17 protein-coding genes and 2 tRNA genes are annotated in these 22,761 nt (G+C 62.0%); 8 read left to right on the plus strand and 11 right to left on the minus strand.

Translation table 11 applies throughout. The features are described from left to right. Positions 1 to 23: 23 nt before the first annotated feature. The 8 genes from MB84_RS31470 to tig form a co-directional block, all read right to left on the minus strand. Complete coding sequence (locus MB84_RS31470; RefSeq protein WP_046292195.1) at positions 24 to 1,949, minus strand: SurA N-terminal domain-containing protein; 1,926 nt, start codon at positions 1,947 to 1,949, stop codon at positions 24 to 26. 82 nt (positions 1,950 to 2,031) lie between these two features. Then, positions 2,032 to 2,108: transfer RNA gene (locus MB84_RS13795), tRNA-Asp, on the minus strand. A gap of 14 nt (positions 2,109 to 2,122) precedes the next feature. Next, positions 2,123 to 2,198: transfer RNA gene (locus MB84_RS13800), tRNA-Val, on the minus strand. Between the two features lie 53 nt (positions 2,199 to 2,251). Next, positions 2,252 to 2,524, minus strand: a complete 273-nt coding sequence (locus MB84_RS13805; RefSeq protein ID WP_039397973.1) for an HU family DNA-binding protein — start codon at positions 2,522 to 2,524, stop codon at positions 2,252 to 2,254. A gap of 296 nt (positions 2,525 to 2,820) precedes the next feature. Beyond that, positions 2,821 to 5,241 carry an endopeptidase La gene (gene lon, locus MB84_RS13810; protein ID WP_046293799.1) on the minus strand — a complete coding sequence of 807 codons (2,421 nt, stop codon included), beginning with the start codon at positions 5,239 to 5,241 and terminating at the stop codon, positions 2,821 to 2,823. 194 nt (positions 5,242 to 5,435) lie between these two features. Then, on the minus strand, positions 5,436 to 6,716 hold the full coding sequence (gene clpX / locus MB84_RS13815) for an ATP-dependent Clp protease ATP-binding subunit ClpX (RefSeq protein WP_046292196.1): 1,281 nt from the start codon (positions 6,714 to 6,716) through the stop codon (positions 5,436 to 5,438). 236 nt (positions 6,717 to 6,952) lie between these two features. Further along, positions 6,953 to 7,606 carry an ATP-dependent Clp endopeptidase proteolytic subunit ClpP gene (gene clpP / locus MB84_RS13820; RefSeq protein WP_046293800.1) on the minus strand — a complete coding sequence of 218 codons (654 nt, stop codon included), beginning with the start codon at positions 7,604 to 7,606 and terminating at the stop codon, positions 6,953 to 6,955. A 125-nt stretch (positions 7,607 to 7,731) separates the two neighbouring features. Next, positions 7,732 to 9,072 (minus strand): trigger factor, encoded by a 1,341-nt coding sequence (gene tig, locus MB84_RS13825; protein WP_046292197.1) that lies wholly within the window; start codon positions 9,070 to 9,072, stop codon positions 7,732 to 7,734. 442 nt (positions 9,073 to 9,514) lie between these two features. Here tig and MB84_RS13830 point away from each other — a divergent pair, with 442 nt between their 5' ends. From MB84_RS13830 to MB84_RS13860, 7 genes are all read left to right on the plus strand, one after another. Further along, positions 9,515 to 10,339, plus strand: a complete 825-nt coding sequence (locus tag MB84_RS13830) for a TetR/AcrR family transcriptional regulator (protein WP_046292198.1) — start codon at positions 9,515 to 9,517, stop codon at positions 10,337 to 10,339. Between the two features lie 361 nt (positions 10,340 to 10,700). Beyond that, positions 10,701 to 13,199: an acyl-CoA dehydrogenase gene (locus MB84_RS13835; RefSeq protein WP_046292199.1), complete on the plus strand. Its 2,499-nt coding sequence runs from the start codon at positions 10,701 to 10,703 to the stop codon at positions 13,197 to 13,199. Positions 13,200 to 13,267: 68 nt separating this feature from the next. After that, positions 13,268 to 14,701, plus strand: a complete 1,434-nt coding sequence (locus MB84_RS13840; RefSeq protein ID WP_046292200.1) for a 3-oxoacyl-ACP reductase — start codon at positions 13,268 to 13,270, stop codon at positions 14,699 to 14,701. A gap of 2 nt (positions 14,702 to 14,703) precedes the next feature. Continuing rightward, complete coding sequence (locus tag MB84_RS13845) at positions 14,704 to 15,699, plus strand: MaoC family dehydratase (protein ID WP_052653351.1); 996 nt, start codon at positions 14,704 to 14,706, stop codon at positions 15,697 to 15,699. Further along, the gene (locus MB84_RS13850; protein WP_046292201.1) at positions 15,696 to 17,015 is read left to right on the plus strand and encodes an acetyl-CoA C-acetyltransferase; all 1,320 of its coding nucleotides are present in this window, start codon (positions 15,696 to 15,698) and stop codon (positions 17,013 to 17,015) included. The genes MB84_RS13845 and MB84_RS13850 overlap by 4 nt, the downstream gene beginning before the upstream one ends. A 144-nt stretch (positions 17,016 to 17,159) precedes the next feature. Continuing rightward, positions 17,160 to 18,866: an AMP-binding protein gene (locus MB84_RS13855; RefSeq protein ID WP_157122725.1), complete on the plus strand. Its 1,707-nt coding sequence runs from the start codon at positions 17,160 to 17,162 to the stop codon at positions 18,864 to 18,866. 53 nt (positions 18,867 to 18,919) lie between these two features. Further along, positions 18,920 to 19,843, plus strand: coding sequence for a DUF1571 domain-containing protein (locus MB84_RS13860; protein WP_046292203.1), 924 nt, complete (start codon positions 18,920 to 18,922; stop codon positions 19,841 to 19,843). 133 nt (positions 19,844 to 19,976) lie between these two features. Here the strand turns inward: MB84_RS13860 and minE are convergent, their stop codons facing one another. From minE to minC, 3 genes are read right to left on the minus strand one after another with little or no spacing between them, the layout of a single operon-like run. Then, the gene (gene minE, locus MB84_RS13865; RefSeq protein ID WP_010808102.1) at positions 19,977 to 20,231 is read right to left on the minus strand and encodes a cell division topological specificity factor MinE; all 255 of its coding nucleotides are present in this window, start codon (positions 20,229 to 20,231) and stop codon (positions 19,977 to 19,979) included. A gap of 9 nt (positions 20,232 to 20,240) precedes the next feature. After that, on the minus strand, positions 20,241 to 21,056 hold the full coding sequence (gene minD / locus MB84_RS13870; RefSeq protein ID WP_046292204.1) for a septum site-determining protein MinD: 816 nt from the start codon (positions 21,054 to 21,056) through the stop codon (positions 20,241 to 20,243). A gap of 43 nt (positions 21,057 to 21,099) precedes the next feature. Then, on the minus strand, positions 21,100 to 21,867 hold the full coding sequence (gene minC / locus MB84_RS13875) for a septum site-determining protein MinC (protein ID WP_046292205.1): 768 nt from the start codon (positions 21,865 to 21,867) through the stop codon (positions 21,100 to 21,102). 362 nt (positions 21,868 to 22,229) lie between these two features. On the opposite strand from minC, the gene MB84_RS13880 reads away from it, so the two are divergent. Further along, positions 22,230 to 22,418, plus strand: coding sequence for a hypothetical protein (locus MB84_RS13880; protein ID WP_046292206.1), 189 nt, complete (start codon positions 22,230 to 22,232; stop codon positions 22,416 to 22,418). The last annotated feature ends 343 nt before the right edge of the window (positions 22,419 to 22,761 follow it).

The raw sequence follows: 22,761 nt of genomic DNA on the forward strand, positions 1-22,761 counted from the left end.
TACGCGATACGATCCTCAGGCGATCAGTTGTTCGCCGCCTTGGTCACGTCGTTCACGACCTTGACCTTCGAGCGCGCCCGCAGGTCGCCCACCCAAGCATTCCACTCAGCCTGTGCGGCCAGTTGGTTGAGCTGTTGCGCTTCGGCCGCCAGACGCTGCGGATCTTGCGCTGCCGGTTGCGATACCTTGCTGATGCGGTACACAGCGTAGCCGTGACCTTCGCCCAGCGACACGCCCACGTAGGCGGGCAGCTTGCTCGTGTCCGCGCCGAAAATGGCGGTCAGTGCCGTAGGCATCAGCTTGCCCGGGTTGTCGCGCGAGACGGTTTGCGCCGCACCGAACGCCGCATCGCCACCCTTCTTGAGCGCTTCAAGTTTCGCTTCGCCAGCCTTCTTGGCTTCCTGTTCGGCCAGATCGGCAATCGCCTTCTGCTTCACCTGTGCTTCGATCTGATCGAGCGGCGGTGTGGCCGCCGGGTGATAGGTCACGATGCGGGCCGACACCAGCACCCCTTGCCCCACATCCACGGCCTCGGTATTGCGCTTGTTCTTGAGCGATTCGTCGCCAAACACAGCCTTCAGCAGCTTCTCATTACCAAGCGGGCTCTGGGCGAGTGCAGCATCCGGCGTACGCGTCACCTTGGCGGCCTGGACCTTCAGGTTCAACTTGTCGGCCACCGGTTGCAAGCTGTCGGGCTGCTCGTACACAGCATTCGTGAACTGGTCCGCGAGCTTGGCGTAGCCCTTCGCAGCTTCCTGCTGACGATACTGATCGGCCAATTGCGACTTCACTTCGTCGAACGACTTCGTCTGCGCCGGCTTGATGCCCGTGAGCTTGATGATGTGATAACCGAAATCGCTCTTCACAACATCGCTCACTTCACCTTCGCTCTTGAGTGCGAATGCGGCATCGGCGAACGGCTTGACCATGGCGTCGCGCGCGAAGAAGCCGAGGTCGCCGCCGTTGCCCTTCGAACCCGGGTCTTCCGAGTTCTCGCTGGCCAGCTTGGCGAAGTCGTTCGGATTCTTCTTGATCTGCGCGAGGATGGCGTCAGCCTTGGCCTTCGCCTTGGCGTGATCGGCCGGTGACGCATCGGCCGGTGAGGCAATCAGAATATGCGACGCACGGCGCTCTTCCTGCGTGGTGTATTGCTTCAGATTGTCGTTGTACATCTTGCGCAGCACATCGTCGCTCGGCGCGGTTTGCGCCGACGTCGGCATAGCCTTCGGATCGAGGACCACGTACTGGATCTCAGCCGACTCCGGCGTCTGGAAGGCAGCCTTGTGCGCGTCGTAATACGCCTGAATCTGTTGCTGCGTCGGCACGATCTTGCCGGCGAAGTCCGTCAGCGGGAAGTCCAGCGCCGACACTTCGCGCTGCTGCGAACGCAATTGCGCGAAACGTTCGAGCACCGTTTTCGGCAGCATGGCGCTCGCCTGCACGCTCGACGGCAACTGATTCGCCGCCAGTTCGAAACGAATCTGCGCTTCGAGACGCTGCGGCGTCAGGTTCTGCGCGGACAGCAGTTGCTCGTAAGCGGCCTGATCGATCGAACCGTCTGCACGCCGCAGTTGGGCAATCGCCGGAATGGCGAGCAGCGCCTCGCGCACTTGCGTGTCGGGCACCGACAGATTCTTCTTGAGGGTTTCCTGTTGCAGCAGTTTTTGCTGGATCAGATTATCCAGCACAGCACTGCGCATTTCCGGCGTGTTGATCTGGCTCGCGTCGACGGCACCGCCGAACATCTGCTGCATGCGCTCCGTTTGCGCGCGCAGCACGCTGTCGTACTCCTGGCGCGTCACGGTCTGATCGCCGACCTTGGCGATCGTACCGGCATCCGAGGCGTATTCCTGCCAGCCATGAACGCCAAACACCACGAACGACGGGACGATCAGCACCGTCAGGAAGATGAGGACCAAGCGTTGGTGACGGCGAATGAAGTCGAACATACGAAATCGGAAGAGTCGTCTGGATGCGTTTTATGACGCTATATGGCAAAAAAGGCGAACCGAAGTTCGCCTTTTCACAATTTGGCGGAGCGGACGGGGCTCGAACCCGCGACCCCCGGCGTGACAGGCCGGTATTCTAACCAACTGAACTACCGCTCCCCAAGATCTGGAACTGGTGGGTGCTGAGGGGCTCGAACCCCCGACCTACGCCTTGTAAGGGCGCCGCTCTACCAACTGAGCTAAGCACCCGTTCCCGATTTTAGTCTTGTTCTTACTGCCTCCTGCCGAAGCAGGAAAGCTCGTTAGTTTACTGCATCTTTGAGATCTTTGCCAGGGCGAAATTTCGGAACCTTCGCCGCCTTGATCTTGATGGGTTCTCCCGTGCGCGGATTGCGTCCCGTACGCGCTGCTCGCTTAGCGAGATGGAACGTGCCAAAGCCGACCAGCGTCACATCGTCACCCTTCTTCAGCGCCTTCTTTACTGCACCCACCAATGCGTCAAGCGATCGGCCTGCGGCAGCTTTCGAAATATCTGCCTGTTCAGAGATGTGCTCGATCAGTTCCGTCTTATTCACTGTAACCCCCTTGCAAGGATAGTAGGCGATTGAGCCGCGGAGGCGCTCTTTGCGCGCCTTGACATTGATCTGAGAGGTCCGCTGGCTTTGCCATTAGACAAGCCGCAAACCCTGATGTCAAGCCGTTTTGCGGCGTTCCGACTGCATCGGAAGCACTCCTGAATCAGTGCTTGCCGGACGTTATTTTCGAGCACTTTGCGTGAATAAAAAAAGCCCGGGGAAAACCCCGAGCTTTTTGAACGTTTTTCTATCGGGCGACGACCGCACTGCGATCAGTCGCCCAACGAAACCCGCCTTTAGTGCTTGATGACGTCCTGCTTGCCGCTTGCGTCTGCGTTAGGCGTCACAGGCGCTGCCTTGGCTTCTTCTTCCGGCAGCGGTGTCGGCGCATGCTCCAGTGCGAGTTCAAGCACCTTGTCGATCCAGCGCACCGGCACGATCTCCAGCGCATTCTTGACCGTATCGGGAATCTCGGCGAGAACCTTCACGTTCTCTTCCGGAATCAACACGAGCTTGATGCCACCACGATGCGCTGCAAGCAACTTCTCCTTGAGCCCGCCGATCGGCAGCACTTCACCGCGCAGCGTGATCTCACCGGTCATCGCCACATCCGCACGCACCGGAATCCCGGTGAGCACCGACACGAGCGCCGTCGTCATCGCAATACCGGCGGACGGGCCGTCCTTCGGCGTCGCACCTTCGGGCACGTGGATGTGGATGTCCTTCTTCTCGAACTGCTCGTCGGACACGCCGAGACGACGTGCACGCGAACGCACCACCGAGCGCGCAGCTTCGACCGACTCTTTCATCACGTCGCCGAGCGAACCCGTGCGAATGATGTTGCCCTTGCCCGGCATCAGCGCCGCTTCGATCGTCAGCAGATCGCCACCGACTTCCGTCCACGCCAGACCCGTGACCTGACCGATCTGGTTTTCCTTCATTGCCAGACCGAAGTCGAACTTGCGCACGCCGAGGAAGTTGTCGAGATTGCCCGCATCGACCTTGATCGACGAGCCATCGACCTTCTTGAGCAGCAACATCTTCACGACCTTGCGGCAGATCTTCGAGATTTCACGCTCGAGCGAACGCACGCCCGCTTCACGCGTGTAGTAACGAATGATGTCGCGAATCGCGGCTTCCGTCAGATCGATTTCACCTTCCTTCAACCCGTTGTTCTTCTTCTGCTTCGGCAGCAGATAACGCTGGGCGATGTTGACCTTCTCGTCTTCCGTATAACCCGACAGACGGATCACTTCCATACGGTCGAGCAACGGTGCCGGAATGTTCAGCGAGTTCGACGTCGCCACAAACATCACATCCGACAAATCGAAGTCGACTTCGACGTAGTGGTCCGAGAACGTGTGGTTCTGTTCCGGATCGAGCACTTCGAGCAACGCCGAGCTGGGGTCGCCACGGAAGTCCATGCCCATCTTGTCCACTTCGTCGAGCAGGAACAGCGGGTTGCGCACGGCGACCTTCGACAGGCTCTGAAGAATCTTGCCGGGCATCGAACCGATGTACGTGCGACGGTGCCCGCGAATCTCGGCTTCGTCACGCACGCCGCCCAACGCCATACGCACGAACTTGCGGTTCGTCGCACGCGCGATCGACTGACCGAGCGAGGTCTTGCCCACACCGGGGGGCCCTACCAGGCACAGGATCGGCGCCTTGACCTTGTCCACGCGCTGTTGCACAGCAAGATACTCGAGGATGCGTTCCTTAACCTTCTCGAGACCGAAGTGGTCTTCGTCGAGCACCTTCTCGGCGTTCGACAGATCGTTGTTCACCTTGCTCTTCTTGCGCCACGGCAGACCAACCAGCGTGTCGATGTAGTTGCGCACGACCGTGGCTTCTGCCGACATCGGCGACATCAGCTTGAGCTTCTTGAGTTCGGCGTCGGCCTTCTTCTTGGCTTCCTTGGGCAGGTGCGCGGCCTTGATGCGCTTCTCGAGTTCTTCGAGATCCGCACCCTCTTCGCCTTCGCCCAGTTCCTTCTGGATCGCCTTGACCTGCTCGTTCAGGTAGTACTCGCGCTGGCTCTTTTCCATCTGGCGCTTTACGCGGCCACGGATGCGCTTTTCCACCTGAAGAATGTCGATCTCGCTCTCGAGCTGCGCGAGCAAATGCTCAAGGCGCTCGATGACCGGGAACATCTCCAGAATTTTCTGCTTCTGCTCCAGCTTGAGCGGCAGGTGTGCAGCGATGGTATCTGCCAGACGACCTGCTTCGTCGATCCCCGACAGCGACGTCAGGATCTCCGGCGGGATCTTCTTGTTGAGCTTCACGTACTGGTCGAACTGCGCCACGATCGCACGACGCAGGGCCTCGGATTCCGGCGAATTGCCGTCGTCCGGCTCAAGCGGCATGACTTCCGACGTGAACTGGGTTTCTTCTTCGTCCACACTCAGGGTGCGGGCGCGTTGAATCCCTTCGACGAGCACCTTGACGGTGCCATCGGGCAGTTTGAGCATTTGCAGGATGTTCGCCACGCAGCCGATCTCGTAGAGATCCTTGGACGTGGGCTCATCCTTCGCCGCGGCTTTTTGCGCGACCAGCATGATGTGCTTGCCGCCTTCCATCGCGGTTTCAAGCGCTTTAATCGATTTCGGACGCCCCACGAAAAGGGGAATCACCATGTGCGGAAACACGACCACGTCGCGCAGAGGCAACAGGGGCAGTTGAATCGCTTCGGGCGGGAGGATTTGGGTGCCTGACATCTCGTTCCCCATATTTAACGATACCGTTGTGTTCCAGCTAATTGAGGCCGCCGGCGAGAATTACAAGAGGCTGGGAAAGCCCTTTCGCCAACAAGTTGCACCACTCGGGGTTTCATTGCCCGTGGCACTAGTATGAAGGAAAAAAAGCCGTCCATGTTTCCATGAACGGCTTGGGGTAGCGCTAAGTTGACCGTTCAATTGGAGCCGGCAACCTTGGGCGACTCCTGATAGATCAAGAGCGGTTTCCCGTCGCCGCTGATCGCGTTTTCATCAAGGATGACCTTGGTCACGCCCTTAAGCGACGGCAACTCGTACATGACTTCCAGCAAGGCTTGTTCGATGATCGAACGCAGGCCGCGCGCGCCCGTCTTGCGCTTGATCGCCTTGCGCGCCACGGCGTGCATGGCGGCCGGGCGAATCTCCAGCTCGACACCTTCCATCAAGAACAGGCGTTGATACTGTTTGACCAGCGCATTCTTCGGTTCGATCAGGATCGTGACCAGCGCGTCTTCGTCAAGCTTACCCAACGTGGCAACCACCGGCAGACGACCGATCAGCTCCGGAATGAGACCGAACTTGATCAGATCCTCGGGCTCGACGTCGCGCAGCAATTCCCCCGCGTCCCGTTCTTCGCCCGTCTTGACCGTTGCGCCGAAGCCGATCCCCGTCTTTTCGGTACGGTTCATGATGATCTTTTCGAGACCATCGAACGCGCCGCCGCAAATGAAGAGGATGTTCGTCGTGTCGACCTGGATGAAATCCTGGTTCGGATGCTTGCGACCGCCCTGCGGCGGCACCGAGGCCATCGTGCCTTCGACCAGCTTGAGCAGCGCCTGCTGCACGCCTTCGCCCGACACGTCGCGCGTAATTGACGGATTGTCCGACTTACGGCTGATCTTGTCGATTTCGTCGATGTAGACAATGCCCTTTTGCGCCTGCTCGATCTCGTAATTGCAGTTCTGCAAGAGCTTCTGGATGATGTTTTCGACGTCTTCCCCCACATAACCGGCTTCGGTCAGCGTGGTGGCGTCGGCAATCACGAAAGGCACGTTGAGCAGACGCGCGAGCGTCTGCGCAAGCAGCGTCTTGCCCGAGCCGGTCGGCCCGATCAGCAAGATGTTGCTTTTGGAAAGTTCGACCTCGTCGCGCTTGTCGCCGAGGTGCTTCAATCGCTTGTAATGGTTGTAGACCGCAACGGCCAGAATCTTCTTGGCCCGGTCCTGACCGATCACGTATTGATCCAGACTCTCGCGAATCTCCTGAGGGGACGGCAGATCGGACTTGGCGCCGCTGCCGGTCTCGTCCTCAGCCGCTGCGGCCTCGTCGCGAATAATCTCGTTGCACAGATCAATGCACTCGTCGCAAATGAACACGGACGGACCTGCGATGAGCTTCTTGACCTCGTGCTGGCTCTTTCCGCAGAAGGAGCAGTAGAGCAGCTTTTCGCCGTTGGAAGTGCTTTTTTTATCCACCATATCTGTGTCAGCCTGCTAGCAATTTGCGCCCCGGTCGTCCCCCACCGGGGGCGGCAAACGCGGCATACGTGAATCCCATTGTAACGCCATGCTGAACGAGCGTGTGGCCCACTCGCGACAGCGGTAAATTCCCTTTAACGACAAAGACTTGGCGCGATCACCCAGCTTCCCGAATCGAAAATGCCTGGTGTCGCGCCAACGATCGTGCCGTCAGGCGCCCCGTCTTCGGGTCCGAATCAGGGACGCTTTTCGAGCACGCGATCGATCAAACCGTACTCGACGGCGTCAGCCGCAGACTTGAAGTTGTCGCGGTCGGTGTCGCGTGCGATCACTTCGAGCGACTGCCCGGTGTTCTCTGCGAGCAGACGATTCAACCGGTCCTTGAGCAGCAGGATCTCCTTGGCGTGAATCTCGATGTCCGACGCCTGACCACGTGCACCGCCCAGCGGCTGGTGAATCATGATGCGTGCGTTCGGCAGCGCAAAACGCTTGCCCTTTTCACCAGCGGCCAGCAGGAAAGCCCCCATGCTCGCAGCCATGCCGAGGCACAGCGTCGAGACCGCCGGTTTGACGAACTGCATCGTGTCGTAAATCGCCAGACCTGCCGAGACGGAACCGCCCGGCGAGTTGATGTACATCGAGATTTCCTTGTCCGGATTTTCGCTCTCGAGGAACAGCAATTGGGCGACGACGAGGTTGGCGCTCTGGTCGTTGACCTCGCCAACCATGAAAATGATGCGCTCTTTGAGGAGCCGCGAATAAATATCGTAAGCGCGCTCACCACGACCACTTTGCTCGACGACCATCGGCACGAGGCCAAGGCCTTGCGTGTCGAGAGCGGAGTTGTGCGTCTGGGAGGCGAGTTGGGCGAGCAATTCGGAACGGGTAATCATATCGGTTCGACCCTTCTATCGAGATGGTTTTGCGCGCCGCAGGGAGGAAGCCCGAAGGCCATTTGGAAAAGAACCGCCACGGCCTTGCGGCCGCGGCGGTTCAGTCGGTCGTATCGCGCCGATTAGGCTTGCGTGTTGCCAGCCAGCTCTTCGAAGCTAACTTGCTTGTCGGTCACCTTGGCCTTGCCAAGGACGAACTCGACCACGTTGTTCTCGACGACGAAACCTTCCATTTCCGCCATGCGCTGCTGATCGCCATAGTACCAGCGGACGACTTCTTGCGGGTCTTCGTAGCTCTTCGCGAACTCTTCGACTTCGGCCTTGATCTGGTCCGGCTTGGCTTGCAGGTCGTTTTGCTTGACCAGCTCGGCCAGGATCAGACCCAGCTTCACGCGACGCTCGGCTTGTTCCTTGAACATTTCAGCCGGGATCGGCACGTTGCCGGCATTCGGCACACCGCGCTGCGTGAGATCCTGACGGGCCATCGCCACGAGGCGTTCCTGATCCTGTTCGATCAGCGCGTTCGGCACGTCGAGTTCCGACACCGAGATCAGGGCGTTCATGACCTGATCCTTGAGGAGCGCCTGCGTGCGACGCTTCACTTCGCGCGACAGGTTTTCCTTGATGTCGGCGCGCATCTTTTCGATGCTGCCGTCGGCGATGCCGAGCGACTTGGCGAATTCGCCGTCGACTTCCGGCAGGTGCGCCCACTCGACCTTCTTGAGCGTGACGGTAAACGTGGCAGTCTTACCGGCCACTTCCTTGCCGTGGTACTCGTCCGGGAACTTGAGTTCGAATTCCTTCGCTTCGCCGACCTTCAGGCCCAGCGTTGCCTTTTCGAATTCCGGGAGCATGCGGCCTTCGCCCAGCACGAACACGAAATCTTCGGCGCTGCCGCCTGCGAACACTTCACCGTCGATCTTGCCGACGAAGTCGACCGTCACGCGGTCGCCGTCCTTGGCTTCGACCGAGCCGCCGTCACCGTGGGCGCCGGCTTCGCCGCGCACGTGGTAGTGCACGCGCTGCTTGCGCAGGATGTCGATGGTGCGATCGATCTCGGCTTCCGAGACGTCGGTCGTGGTGCGGCTGACTTCAGCCGTGGCCAGATCGCCGATCTTCACTTCCGGATAGACTTCGAACGTGGCGTCGAAAGCATATTCGCTTTCTGCGGCGTCGGCCTTCGGCGCGAAACGCGGCTGACCGGCCACACGCAGGTCCTGGTCCTTGCTGACTTCGAAGAATTGCTGGCCAACCTTGTCGCTGACGACTTCGGCTTCGACCTGACCACCGTACTGCTGGGTGACCATCTTCAGGGGCACCTTGCCCGGACGGAAGCCCGGCATGCGAACCGTCTTCGACAGTCGCTGAATGCGCGTCGCGACTTCTTTTTCGACGTCCTGCTTGAGCAGGGTGATGGTAAAGCGACGCTCGAGCTTGCCGAGGTTTTCAACAGCGATAGTCATGAGGATATTTCGTCCATCCAGAGGGTCGTTCTGTGTTGCGGCGAGGGAGTGCCGCAAGCGGACCCTGTCAGTTAATCAACCTTGGGCCGGAACCGACGATGCGACGCCGGCTTCCCTCCGCACCCGACAAATCGGGTTAGCGCCAAAACGGTCTTGCACACAAAGCGGAACATTTTAGCAAACTATTGTCCCGCCTCCAGACTTTCCGGCTGGAAAGCACCGAAATCAGACCTTTCCACCTTTCCCGAAGTTCTCCGCCCCGAAGCGCCACCCTCGGCAATCCCTGCCCCAAAACGCGGATTAGAGGATGGCACCCACAAAAAGCGCTTGGGGGACGTCCGCTTACCGCCTAGGATTCAATCGAACGTTTGAATGAAACATCGGTTCCTGACGATGGTGCGGCGTTGTGCTGTCCGCCCCAGGAAAACACAGGAGGTTCCTCGTGAGTCCTCGCATCTCGGCCGGTCGCCAAGCCGGCGACACCAAACTGCGCATTCTCGATGCGGCAGAAGACCTGTTCATCGAATTCGGCTACGAAGCCATGTCCCTGCGCCAGATCACCTCGCGTGCCGAGGTCAATCTGGCAGCTGTCAACTATCACTTCGGCAGCAAGGAAACCTTGCTCCAGGCAATGCTTTCGCGCCGGCTGGACCGGCTCAACGACGAACGCCTCGCCTTGCTCACGCGCGCCGAGGCCACATGGCCGGCGCCGAAGCTGACGTGCGAACACGTGCTGGGCGCCATGTTCATACCGGCCCTCGCCATTTCGCATCATCGCGACATCGGGGGCCCCGCATTCCTGCGGTTGCTCGGACGCGTCTACGCCGACCCCTCGCCCTTCATCCGCGACTACCTGCAACAGCATTACGCGCCGGTCTTCGAGCGCTTCTTCGAAGCCTTCGCGCGCGCGTTGCCGGAGTTGCCGCGTCAGGAACTGGGCTGGCGTCTGCATTTCGCGTTGCAGGCGCTCTCGGGCGTGCTTGCCAGCAGCGACACGTCGCGTCTGATCGACACGTTCGCGCAGGGACAGCCGATGGGCGACCCTCAAGTCGTGGCACGCCTGACGGCACTCATGGTCGCCGCGCTCAAGGCCCCGATGCCGGGCGACGAGCAACTGGCGAGCTTCGCCGCCGTTTTCGCGCTGGCGAAAGACGCCGACGTCACCCCACCGCGCGAAGCCGGACAGGCGCCCGGACACACGGGATCTCCACCACCCGAGGACGGCCCGGAATCGAGCGCCAGCGACCGTTCGCTCGCGAACGTCTGACGCGCAAACGTATTCGGCAACTGCGCGGCCCGACAAAGGTCCGCGCAGGCCATCGCACCTCGCGCTTGCCGTGTGAATCGACTAACCCGTAGCGCATGCTGGACGGCCCTCGGCTTTCCATCGCGTGATGGTTTCAGGTTTCGACGCTTTACTCGAATTCCCGGCGCACCATTGCACCGCCAAACGATCCAACAACAACGCCGTCACCGAATCCCACTGCGCACAACGCCAGCGAAGATCGACAGACGGCACGAGGACGACAGTCCCGGCGCTGCGTTCGCCCCTCGGGGCGCACGCGCAGCGCGAAGGCGGACCATCTGGCACCGGCCCGGGCGCTGAACCCGAAGGGAGGAGAAAAATGATGATCTTATGGATTCTCGCGTTTGTCGTGGGCGTCACCGCCCTGCTTTTCTATCGTGCGCACGCCTGGCAATGGCTGATCGCCACCATCCTGTGGGTGGGCGCAGGCATCTCACTCGGACTGACGGGAACGGTCGCGACCGCGATTCTCGCCGTCGCGCTGATCCTCCCCGCGTTGATTCTCAGCATCGGCCCGCTACGCCGCGCATGGGTCACCGCACCGATGCTCGCCAAGTTCCGTTCGATCATGCCGGAAATGTCGGACACCGAAAAAGACGCCATCGAAGCCGGTACCGTCTGGTGGGATGCCGACCTGTTTTCCGGCCGCCCCGACTGGGACAAATTCAGCGCCATGCCCGCGCCCGCCCTGTCGGCCGACGAGCAGGCCTTCATGGACAATCAGGTCGAGCATCTTTGCGATCTGTCGAACGACTGGGAAAGCACGCAGGTCTGGCAGGATCTGCCGCCCAAGGCCTGGCAATACGCAAAGGATGCTGGCTTTCTCGGCATGATCATTCCAAAGCGTTACGGCGGTCTCGAATTCTCCGCCTACGCACACTCGCAGGTGGTAATGAAGCTGGCGTCCCGCTGTTCCGCTGCGGCCGTGTCGGTGATGGTGCCGAACTCGCTCGGTCCGGCCGAACTGCTGCTGCACTACGGCACCGAGGACCAGAAGAACTACTACCTCCCTCGCCTCGCCAAGGGCGAAGAAATCCCCTGCTTTGCGCTGACAAGCCCCTACGCGGGTTCTGACGCCGCCGCCATTCCCGACGTCGGCATCGTCTGCCGTGGCATGCACGAGGGTCGCGAAACCCTCGGTTTTCGCGTTACCTGGAACAAGCGCTACATCACGCTAGGCCCCATCGCCACGGTGCTCGGCCTCGCGTTCCGCGTGCTCGACCCGGACCATCTGCTGGGTGACAACGCCGAACCCGGCATCACCTGTGCGCTGATTCCGACGAAGCATCCGGGCGTGGTGATCGGCCGTCGTCACTGGCCGCTGAACGCTGTCTTCCAGAACGGTCCGAACTCGGGCAAGGATGTCTTCATCCCGCTCGACTGGGTGATCGGCGGACAGGCACAAGTCGGCAAGGGCTGGCGGATGCTGATGGAATGTCTGGCCGCAGGCCGCGCGATTTCGTTGCCGTCGTCGAACGTCGGCTACTCGAAGATCGCCGTTCGCGCGACCGGCGCCTATGCGGCCGTGCGTCGTCAGTTCCGCACGCCGATCGGCAAATTCGAAGGGGTGCAGGAAGCGCTCGCGCGCATGGCGGGCAACCTCTATGCGATGGATGCTGCGCGGCGCATGGCGGCGTTGGCTGTCGATCTCGGCGAAAAGCCCTCGGTCATCTCGGCCATCGCGAAGTACCACGTGACCGAGCGCGCCCGCAAGGTGGTGAACGACGGCATGGACGTCGTTGCTGGCAAGGGCATCTGCATGGGCCCGAACAACTTCCTCGCCCGCGCCTACCAGCAGGTTCCCGTGTCGATCACCGTGGAAGGCGCGAACATCATGACGCGCTGCCTGATGATCTTCGGTCAGGGCGCGATTCGCTGCCATCCGTACGTGCTCAAGGAACTCGCCGCCGCGCAGACCGCCGATCACACCGCCGCCGTGCACGCCTTCGACGACGCCCTCTTCGGCCACCTGACGTTCGTCACGAGCAACATCGTGCGCGGTGCGCTGCAAGGCATCACGCACGCGCGCTTCTCCGCCGTGCCGTCGAAGGCCGCGCCAGAACTGCACGTCTACTACCGCGCCGCGAACCGCATGTCGACGCTGCTCGCCATCGCGGCCGACATTTCGATGGCGGTGCTCGGCGGCTCGCTCAAGCGTCGCGAGAGCATCACGGGACGCCTCGGCGACATCCTCTCCCAACTCTTCCTTTTGACCGCCACGCTCAAGCGCTTCGAAGACGAAGGCCGCCCCGTTGCCGACCTGCCGCTGGTGCATTGGGCTGCGCAGGATGCCCTCTGGCAGGCGCGCGAAGCCTTCGAGGGCGTGCTGGCGAACTATCCGTCGCGGGGTGTCGCATGGTGGATGCGCTGGAAGCTGACGCCGCTCGGCCTGCCGTACGCCAAGCCGTCGGATGCGCTGGCCGCGCGCGTGGCCGAGGTGATGCAGACGCCGGGCGACGCCCGCGAGCGCCTCATCGCAGGTAGCTACTCGCCGAGCCCTGACGTCGACGATCTGGCTTACGGCGAAATCGTGTTCCAGATGACGCCGCAAGTGACCGTGATCGAACAACGTCTGCGCACCGCGATCAAGGAGGGGCGTCTGGCAGCCATGCCGCAGAGCCTGCCCGAGTTCACCGCCTGGGTGGACCACGCGGCGACGCTGCAACTGGTGAGCGACGACGAGCGCCGCCTGCTGGCGCAGTACGCCGACTACGCGGCCAAGGCCGTCGCGGTCGACGACTTTCCGGCCGACTTCGGGCGCGCCAGCGACATACAGCAGGCCCGACAGCAGATGCCGGCGGACGAAGCACTCACGTCGTGAGTCCGTCCGCCCCCCCCGCCGACCGCGTTGCCCATTTCTCGCCAGCACACTCTGAGGATTTCCGCGCCGTGACGACGTCCGACCGATATCTTGCCTTTGCCAACTCTGCCGTGGGCAGCCGCCTGGCCAACGCGCTGGGCCTGCCACGCCCGGTGCCGCTGGAGCGCATGCCGGACTATGGCGACGATGGCGCCGAAGCGCGTCTCGTTGCGCCACCGCTGGCTGTCGTCGGCGGTGGGGGCGACGCGCCACTGCTGCCCGGTCTCGCCCGCGAACTGCATTGGCTCAGCATCCCGAGTCTCGCTCATGCGCAACGGCTTGACTGGATCTCCTACGCCAACAAGGCAGGCACGATGTGCGGACGGTTCAACGCGAACGAAGGCGTGCGTCCCAAGGCGTTGCTGTTCGACGCAAGCGGTATTGCCGACACCTCGGGACTCGAATCGCTTTACGCGTTCTTCCACGACACGCTGGCAACGCTCGACCGATGCGCTCGCGTGCTGGTGCTGGGCCTGCCGCCGACGATGGCCGCCACGCCGCAGGCGAGCATCGCGCAACGCGCGCTGGAAGGCTTCGTGCGCTCGCTGGCCAAGGAGCTCAAGCGCGGCGCAACGGCGCAACTGCTCTATGTCGCGCCCGAGGCCCGCGAGTCGCTGCATTCCACGTTACGGTTCTTCCTCTCACCTCGCGCCGCGTATGTGAGCGGTCAGGCGATCACGCTTCAAGCGCCGGTCTTCGAAACACCGCCCATGCGCGACACCCGGCCGCTCGCCGGACAGGTCGCCGTGGTGACAGGTGCTGCACGCGGCATCGGCGAGTCCATCGCGACCGTTCTGGCGCGCGCCGGTGCGCATGTCGTGTGCATCGACATCCCTTCCTCGCAAGACGCGCTGACCACCGTCGCCACGCGCCTCGACGGCAGCGCCCTCACGTGCGATATCGCGTCGCCGGAGGCCGCCGCCACGCTGATGGCGCATCTCGCGACGCACGCACCGAACGGTCTGGACATCCTCGTGCACAACGCTGGCATCACGCGCGACAAGACGATTGTTCGCATGAGCGACGCGCAGTGGCAAAGCGTGCTCGACATCAACGTCGGCGCACCGCAGCGCCTCAATGCCGCGTTGCTCGACGCCGGTGTGCTGCGCGCGAATAGCCGGATCGTCGGCGTCGCCTCCATCAGTGGCATCGCAGGCAATCGCGGGCAGACCAATTACGCCGCATCGAAGGCAGCCGTCATCGGGATGGTGCAGGCGTGGTCGCCATTGCTTGCGGAGCGTCATATCAGCATCAATGCCGTCGCCCCCGGCTTCATCGAGACGCAGATGACCGCCGCGGTCCCGTTCGCCATTCGCGAAGCCGGACGCCGCATGAACTCCCTCGGACAGGGCGGTCAACCGGTGGACGTGGCCGAAGCCATCGCGTGGCTCGCACATCCCGCCTCGGGCGCGCTGACAGGACAGGTCGTACGGGTATGCGGCCAGAGCCTGCTGGGAGCATGACGATGCCGAACGACCGACCGCGCGATCCATCCGACAGCCCGAACATCGCCGTGGCCACGCAACTGAAGCAAGTCCCGTATCTGCCGTCGCCACTGCATCTGTATTTGCGCGCACTGATGACCTCGCGCAAACCGGCCCGCGCGCAGCCGATGCCGCCGCTGGCCTTCGAACGGCGTAACGTGCCACTGGACCGTGAGGACATCGCCCGTTACGCACGGCTGTGCGGTTTCGCGCAGCCGACGGGCGTGCCGCCCACATGGCCGCACCTGCTCGCCTTCCCGCTCCACATGCTGCTGATGACCGACCGCGCCTTCCCGTTCGCCATGCTCGGCATGGTGCATCTGGCGAACAGGATCCGGCAGTTCGCGGCGCTGAACGTGGGCGAACGGCTGACGCTGGATGTGCGATGCGGCCCGCTGTCCGCTCATGACAAGGGGCAGGTGTTCACGGTGGTCACGACGGCGCGTCGCGACGATATCGTCGTGTGGATCGGCGAGAGTCTGTACCTGCGCACCGGTGTGCGCGACGCACTCGGCGCACCCTATCAGGCACAGTTGAGCGCCGATCCGTCGCTGACGAAAGCGGCGACCTGGGCGGTCCCGGCCGACCTTGGACGTCAATACGCGCGCATCTCGGGCGACTACAACCCGATCCATCTGTGGCCGCTCACGGCGAAGCTGTTCGGTTTTGCGCGTCCGATCATTCATGGGATGTGGAGCTTCGCGCGAACGCTCGCGGCGGTGTTGCCAGACGACGCGAGCGCCTACGGCCCGGTCGATCTGCGGGTGGAATTCAAGACGCCGGTGCTGCTGCCGGGCGACGTCACCTTATGGCGTGCGCCATACGCACCACCGCACCCTCAGCATTTCGAACTGCGCGACGCCGCAGGCACCGTCCCGCATCTGCGCGGGCGCTGGCAGGCCATTGACGCCGCGTCTTCGGCGCAGCCCGCTTCGTCTTCACCTTCCCCTCATCCCCCTCTCCCGGACCAGCCATGAGCGCCCTCAAACCCACTGCGCCCGCCCCCGCCTTGCGCCGCGTCGCGATCCTCGGCGGCAATCGCATTCCCTTCGCGCGCTCGAACACGGCTTACGCCACGGCGTCGAATCAGGACATGCTCACGGCCGCGTTCCAGGGCCTCATCGACCGCTTCGACCTGCACGGCCAGACGCTCGGCGAAGTTGCGGCGGGCGCCGTGCTCAAGCACGCTCGCGACTTCAACTTGACGCGCGAGTCGGTGCTGTCGACCACGCTCGCTGCGCAAACCCCCGCCTACGACGTCCAGCAGGCGTGCGGCACGGGTCTTGAGACGGCGATCCTCACCGGCAACAAGATCGCACTCGGTCAGATCGACGTGGCGATTGCAGGTGGCGTCGACACGGCATCGGACGCGCCCATCGGCGTCAACGAGAAGCTGCGCAAGATCCTTCTCGAAGCGAACCGTCAGCGCAGCACCGGCGGCAAGCTTGGCGCGCTGGCGAAGGTGCGGCCCGGCATGTTGTTCAACCCGGCGCTGCCCCGTAACGGCGAGCCGCGCACGGGCCTCTCGATGGGCGAGCATTGCGAGTTGATGGCAAAGCGCTGGGAAATCGAGCGAGCCGCGCAGGACACGCTTACGCTCGCCAGTCACGAGCATCTGGCGCAAGCGTACGAGCGCGGTTTCTTCCTCGATCTGATGACACCGTTTCGCGGCTTGCAACGCGATAACAACCTGCGCCCCGACCTCACGCTGGAGAAACTCTCCAGTCTCAAGCCGGTGTTCGACCGTAGCGCCACCGGCACGCTCACCGCAGGCAACTCCACACCGTTGACCGATGGCGCTTCGTGCGTGCTGCTCGCGAGCGAAGACTGGGCCAGGGCGCACAACCATCCGGTGCTCGCCTATCTGACGTACTCGCAAACGGCGGCCGTCGATTTCTTCAATCCCGACGAATCGCAGCGTGAGGGCTTGCTGATGGCCCCGGCCTATGCCGTGCCGCGCATGCTCGCGCAGGCGGGACTCACGTTGCAGGACTTCGATTTCTACGAAATTCACGAGGCTTTCGCCGCGCAGGTGCTGTGCACGTTGAAGGCGTGGGAAGACCCCGTGTATTGCCGCGAGAAGCTGGGACTGGCCGCGCCGCTGGGCAGCATCGACCGTCAGCGCCTCAACGTGAACGGCAGTTCGCTCGCGTGCGGCCACCCATTCGCCGCCACCGGCGGGCGCATTCTCGCCACCCTCGCCAAGCTGGTGTCCCAGCGCGGCGGCGGCCGCGGCCTCATCTCGATCTGCGCGGCCGGCGGTCAGGGTGTCGTCGCGATGCTGGAACGATAAACACAACACCGAAAAAACAACGAGCAAAGCCTCGCGGGGGAAGTGGCAAACGCCGCCAGGCGAACGACAGCGAGCCAACGACAGATTGGCCGCATCGCATCATGGCAGCGCATAAAAATGCAGAGAACTTCAACGGAGACAACGATGGATCAAGCCGTTCAGCAGGAACGTGTGTGGCTCGGTGCCTACCCGCCCGGGGTACCCGCCGACATCGACGTCAATCGCTATGCATCGCTCGTGCAGGCGTTCGACGAGTGGATCGAGAAGTACCGCGAGCGCATCGCTTTCGTGAGTCTGGGCAGTGAGATCACGTATGCCGAGGTGTCCCGTCAGGCCCATGCCTTCGCCGCGTGGCTGCAAGCGCAAGGTGTGAAGAAAGGCGAGCGCGTCGCGCTCATGATGCCCAACTGCTTCCAGTACCCGATCTGCCTGTTCGGCACCCTCATCGCCGGTGCTGTGGTCGTCAACGTCAACCCGCTGTACACCGCACGCGAACTGAAGCATCAGTTGCAGGACAGCGGCGCACAGACCATCGTCGTCTTCGAGAACTTCGCCAAAACGCTGGAGGAAGCACTCCCCGGCACCGAGGTGCGCAACGTGCTGGTGACGCAGATCGGCGATCTGCTCCAGCCGGGGGCGAACATCAAGGGACATGCCGTCAACTTCCTGATGCGGCACATCGCCAAACAAGTGCCGCCGTATCGCTTGCCGCAGGCGGTTGCGCTTCGTCAGGCGCTCGCGAGCGGCGCAAGGCTAACGGCCACGCCGGTGCCGCTCGCGCGCGAAGACCTCGCCTTTCTCCAGTACACCGGCGGGACAACCGGCGTCGCCAAGGGCGCCATGCTCTCGCACGGCAACGTGCTGGCCAATCTCCTGCAAACGGAGGCGTGGGCGGCCAATCAGCTCGACGGCGACATCGAAGTCAATCTGTCGTTGCTGCCGATGTATCACATCCTCTCGCTGACGTTGAACTGTCTCGTGTTCATGAGCCTGGGCGGACGCAACATTCTGATTGCGAATCCGCGCGATGTGAAAAAGGTCGTCTACATCATACGCAACGAAACGTTCACAGGGGTGACCGGCGTCAACACGCTGTTCAACGGTCTGCTCGAGAACGCCGACTTCCGCGCGCGCGACTTCTCAAAACTGAAACTGTCGCTCGCTGGCGGTATGGCAACGCAACGCGCGGTTGCGCAGCGATGGAAGGAGGTCACAGGCAAACCGATCATCGAAGGCTACGGTCTCACCGAGTGCTCCCCCATCGTCACGATGAACCCCGTGGACATCGCCCACATGGACGCGGTCGATTTCTCCGGTTCCATCGGTCTGCCTGCGCCGTCGACCGACGTGCGCTTCAAGCGAGACGACGGCACGTGGGCCCCCATCGGCGAGCCGGGCGAGCTGTGCGTGCGCGGCCCGCAGGTCATGCGCGGCTACTGGAATCGTCCCGAAGAGACGGCTAAAACGTTCGACGCCGACGGCTGGCTGATGACCGGCGATATCGGCGTCATGGACGAACGCGGCTACGTGAGGCTCATCGACCGCAAGAAGGACATGATTCTCGTGTCCGGCTTCAACGTCTATCCGAACGAGGTGGAGGACGTGGTGATGCTCCACCCCGGCGTGCGCGAAGCGGCGGTGGTCGGCGTGCCCGATCCGGTGGCTGGCGAGCGCGTGAAGCTCGTAGTCATCGCCAAGGACCCGACGCTCACCGTCGACGCCATGGCGGCGCACTGCCGCAAGCATCTGACCGCGTACAAGGTGCCGCGCATCATCGAATTCCGTCAGGGCGAACTGCCCAAGTCGACGGTCGGCAAGATCCTGCGGCGCGAGCTGCGTGAACCGGTCTGAGGGAGGTAACGAGAGACTCACAGCACCACTTGGAGATAAAGGGAGATAACAATATGAGAATCACATTGACGCTGGCCGTGCTGCCCGCCGCACTGACTTTTGGCGCGCTCGCGGGCGTGCTGGCCCCTTCGGGCGCGCTCGCGCAGGCGAGCGCAACCGCGGCATCCACCGCCACAACGAGCACCGCACCGGATGCAGACACTGCAAAGCTCGCCGCTCTGCCCGTCGCGGCACAAACGCAATGGCTCGCGCGTACGATCAAGCGCGGCGAACTGGCGAAGATGCCAGACGAGCAGATCGTCGCCAGCATGCAGGTCATCCAGCCGGAAGCGCTCGTACGTTTTCTGAAAGCCGAGGCGTCGGCGTTGCCGGAGTATCAGTACGAGCTGACGCGTCACGAACGTATCAACAATCAGTGGCAGACCACGCCCGACCGCATGCTCGTGAAGATTCGCGAGAACCCGTTGCAGATCTACGCGAAGTGGCTGCCCGACGGCGCGCATGCCGGACAGGAAATCACTTATGACGAGACGAAACGCCCCAAGGAGATGTACGGACACCTCGGCGGCATCCTCGGCTTCACGTCGATCTGGAGCAGCATCGACGGCTCGCTCGCCCGTTCGCAGTCGAACCACACAGTGCGCGACCTCGGTTTCGCCTTCATCGCCGATCAGATTGCGCGCGACGGCAAGAGCTTTCGCGCCGCCGGACTCTCCGAGAAACCCGCAAGAATCTCGGTATCCGAATCGAATGGCGTTCGCGTGCTGGCACTCGAATGGGAGGCCCCGTCCGGCCCGCCACAACACTACGCCAACAAGTCGCGCGTGTTGCTCGATCTGAAGACGGGCAGACCGCGAGGTATCGAAGCGTGGGACGCCGCCGGACAGAAGGTCGAGGAAATGCGCTTCGACAAGGTGCGCAAGGAACAGTGGACGGACGCCACGTTCGACCCGAAGAACCCCGACTACAAGTTCTGACGCAACCGCCGTCAATGCGCGCCGCGAGCACGACAAAAGCCCGCCACCCTGCATCGAGGGTGGCGGGCTTTCCGCTTATTCGCACGTCACGCTCCGGCGGCTCGCATAGCAACCGCCGGACCACCTCGACCGATCAGGTCTGCGGCAGTTCGATCTTGACTTCGAGCACTTCCAGGTTGTCCTGATGCTCGACGCTGACCTTGATGTCGTCTTGCGCGATTTTCACGTACTTGGAGATGACGGCGACCAGCTCGCGTTGCAGGGCCGGCAGATAATCGGCCGGCGGCGACGAGCCCGCGCGTTCGTGCGCCAGAATGATTTGCAGGCGCTCTTTGGCAACGGCGGCGGTCTTTTTCTTCTCCCCCAGGAGGAAAGACAGGAAGGACATGGGCGCTCCTTACTTCGAGCCGAAAATGCGCTGCAACAGGCCCGGCTTTTGATAGTCGGTAAAGCGCATGGGCTTCTCTTCGCCCTTGAATCGGCTCACCACGTCGCGATAGGCATCGGCTACGTCCGTGCCATCCAGATGGATGGCGGGCGTACCCTGGTTCGAGGCATGGAGCACCGACTCCGACTCCGGAATCACGCCGATGAGCTTGATTCGCAGAATTTCCTGAATGTCTTCCAGCGACAGCATCTGGCCGTCATTGACACGTTTCGGGTTGTAGCGGGTGATGAGCAGATGCTCCTTGATCGGCTCGCTGCCTTCGATGGCGCGCTTCGTCTTCGACGACAGAATGCCAAGAATGCGATCCGAGTCACGGACCGACGACACTTCCGGGTTCGTCACCACGAGCGCTTCGTCGGCGAAGTGCATCGCGAGCAATGCGCCCGATTCGATACCGGCCGGCGAATCGCACACGATGTATTCAAAGCCCATGTCGGCCAGGTCCTGGATGACCTTCTCGACGCCTGCCTGCGTAAGTGCGTCTTTGTCGCGCGTTTGCGAGGCGGGCAGGATGAACAGGTTCTCGCAGGACTTGTCCTTGATGAGTGCCTGATTGAGGTTCGCCTCGCCCTGAATCACGTTAATCAGGTCGTACACCACGCGGCGCTCGACACCCATGATGAGGTCGAGGTTGCGCAGGCCGACGTCGAAATCGATGACTGCCGTCTTGTGCCCCTGCAAGGCGAGGCCGGCGGAAAAGCTGGCGCTGGTTGTCGTCTTGCCGACACCACCCTTGCCAGAGGTCACCACAATCACTTTTGCCATCTGTCGATGCCTTCCCAAACTTGAGGATGAAATTAGCTACGAATTACTTGAGCCCGAGGGGCTCGAAAATCAGTTTGTCGTCTACCAGCCGCACCTGCACCGAACGCCCCTGAACATCGGGCGGCAGCGCATATTCGCCCGTCCGGTAAATACCGGCGATGGAAATCAGCTCGGGCTCCAGACAGGTACAGAAGATGCGCGCGTCGAGCTTGCCCTTCACCCCTGCCAGTGCCCGCCCCCGTAGCGGCGCGTAAATGTGAATATTACCTTCCGCGATCACCTCGGCCCCATAACTGACCAGATCGAGGATGATCAGGTCGCCCTTCGCATAGACCTGCTGGCCCGAACGCAATGGCTTGTCGATGATGGTCGAAGGGATGGAAGAGGCCTCAGGAACCGCCTGTGCCGGCACCACGGACGCCTCGGCGCTTGCCTGAGGCACTGCCTCGGCATCGTTGGCCTCGCGTGCCGCGCGCGGCGCACGGCGCTCGTGGCGCTCATGACTGTCCAGAAGCGGCAGACCGTCGGCCACCGCCCAACCCGCTTGTTCGGTGTTGGCGACGACGCCGATCGGCTTCATGCGGAATTCCGCCAGCATTTCGGCCAACGCAGGCACGGCGACGCGTTCGTCTCCCGCCAGACGCCGTACGTCGATGGCGACGGTGTCGCCAGCAAAAAACTCCGGGGTCGCGTCGAAACGTTGCGCCAGTTCGGTGCGCAACGTGTCCAGTTGAGGCGTCTTGACTACGAAATGCAGGGTGTCTACGGCACCACTACGTAACTCGAAGTACGGCGTTTTCTTTTGCGGCATGTCAGGTTGTTGTGCGCGATTGCTGGCAAATTGGGCCATTCTACCGTTCTTGGCCACCCGCAAACCGCAAATAAGCAGGCCAACCTCCGGGCACCCCCGCAAATTGCCCAAAAAGCACCATTGATGCAATGCAGCATCACGATGCATTTTGAATACGTCGATGGCGTTGCGAAATGCTAGACGATTGACATGCCAATGTCATCAGCAAAGCCTATTCTCTGGGTGGGACGGCCCAACGCAAGAAGTGCTGCAAAGCAGCATCGAAAGTACGAATTTTGTCACGCAAGCGTCTTTTTCGTGACCTATCCTTAGAGTCCCTGACGAGGGACCCACCCTGTGGAACCGCAAACCGGGAGACGAAGATGCTGAGTCATCATGAATTTGCCACCCTGATGCTGGTGAAGGATGCTCCGGAGCAAGTGGAGCTGGATCGCCCTGACCTCGAATCGTTGCTTGAGAGCAAACTGATCGAGTGGGAAGAGTTGGAGACGGGAGCGAAGTCGCCCCGCCTGACTGTTCAGGGCCGGTACGTCCTTCAGGCCGTTGCCTGAGCGCCCAGCCAGCTGTAAAGGTGTCGGTAGTCGCAAAAAAGCCCGCCGGAAGGCGGGCTTTTCATTTGTCCGGGCATTCGCCCGAACCTCTCGACACGACTCAACCGTGCCGGACGTCACGACGGTGACGTCGCCACGTATGGCGCGCCGCCGGATGCTCCCGGCACCAATTACGATTTGCCAGCCAGGCCACTGCCGCGCCCACGACCAGCGCAATCACCAACGTCCCAATCAAGCTCCCTGTCAGCATAGTGGCCTCCATTCTTCGATGTCACGGGATGGCACGACTTCATTCTAGGCAATCCCTATCGAAATAGGTACCCGAAAGTGATTCGGGTATACC

Origin of the sequence: Pandoraea oxalativorans (assembly GCF_000972785.3) — a bacterium.
Lineage (GTDB): Bacteria > Pseudomonadota > Gammaproteobacteria > Burkholderiales > Burkholderiaceae > Pandoraea > Pandoraea oxalativorans.

Bases quoted from the DNA above. Each gene is read 5' to 3' on its own strand.
- MB84_RS31470 (WP_046292195.1), bottom strand. From the start codon at position 1,949: ATGTTCGACTTCATTCGCCGTCACCAACGCTTGGTCCTCATCTTCCTG.
- lon (WP_046293799.1), bottom strand. From the start codon at position 5,241: ATGTCAGGCACCCAAATCCTCCCGCCCGAAGCGATTCAACTGCCCCTG.
- clpX (WP_046292196.1), bottom strand. From the start codon at position 6,716: ATGGTGGATAAAAAAAGCACTTCCAACGGCGAAAAGCTGCTCTACTGC.
- tig (WP_046292197.1), bottom strand. From the start codon at position 9,072: ATGACTATCGCTGTTGAAAACCTCGGCAAGCTCGAGCGTCGCTTTACC.
- MB84_RS13835 (WP_046292199.1), top strand. From the start codon at position 10,701: ATGATCTTATGGATTCTCGCGTTTGTCGTGGGCGTCACCGCCCTGCTT.
- MB84_RS13845 (WP_052653351.1), top strand. From the start codon at position 14,704: ATGCCGAACGACCGACCGCGCGATCCATCCGACAGCCCGAACATCGCC.
- MB84_RS13850 (WP_046292201.1), top strand. From the start codon at position 15,696: ATGAGCGCCCTCAAACCCACTGCGCCCGCCCCCGCCTTGCGCCGCGTC.
- MB84_RS13855 (WP_157122725.1), top strand. From the start codon at position 17,160: ATGGATCAAGCCGTTCAGCAGGAACGTGTGTGGCTCGGTGCCTACCCG.
- MB84_RS13860 (WP_046292203.1), top strand. From the start codon at position 18,920: ATGAGAATCACATTGACGCTGGCCGTGCTGCCCGCCGCACTGACTTTT.
- minE (WP_010808102.1), bottom strand. From the start codon at position 20,231: ATGTCCTTCCTGTCTTTCCTCCTGGGGGAGAAGAAAAAGACCGCCGCC.
- minD (WP_046292204.1), bottom strand. From the start codon at position 21,056: ATGGCAAAAGTGATTGTGGTGACCTCTGGCAAGGGTGGTGTCGGCAAG.
- minC (WP_046292205.1), bottom strand. From the start codon at position 21,867: ATGCCGCAAAAGAAAACGCCGTACTTCGAGTTACGTAGTGGTGCCGTA.
- MB84_RS13880 (WP_046292206.1), top strand. From the start codon at position 22,230: ATGCTGAGTCATCATGAATTTGCCACCCTGATGCTGGTGAAGGATGCT.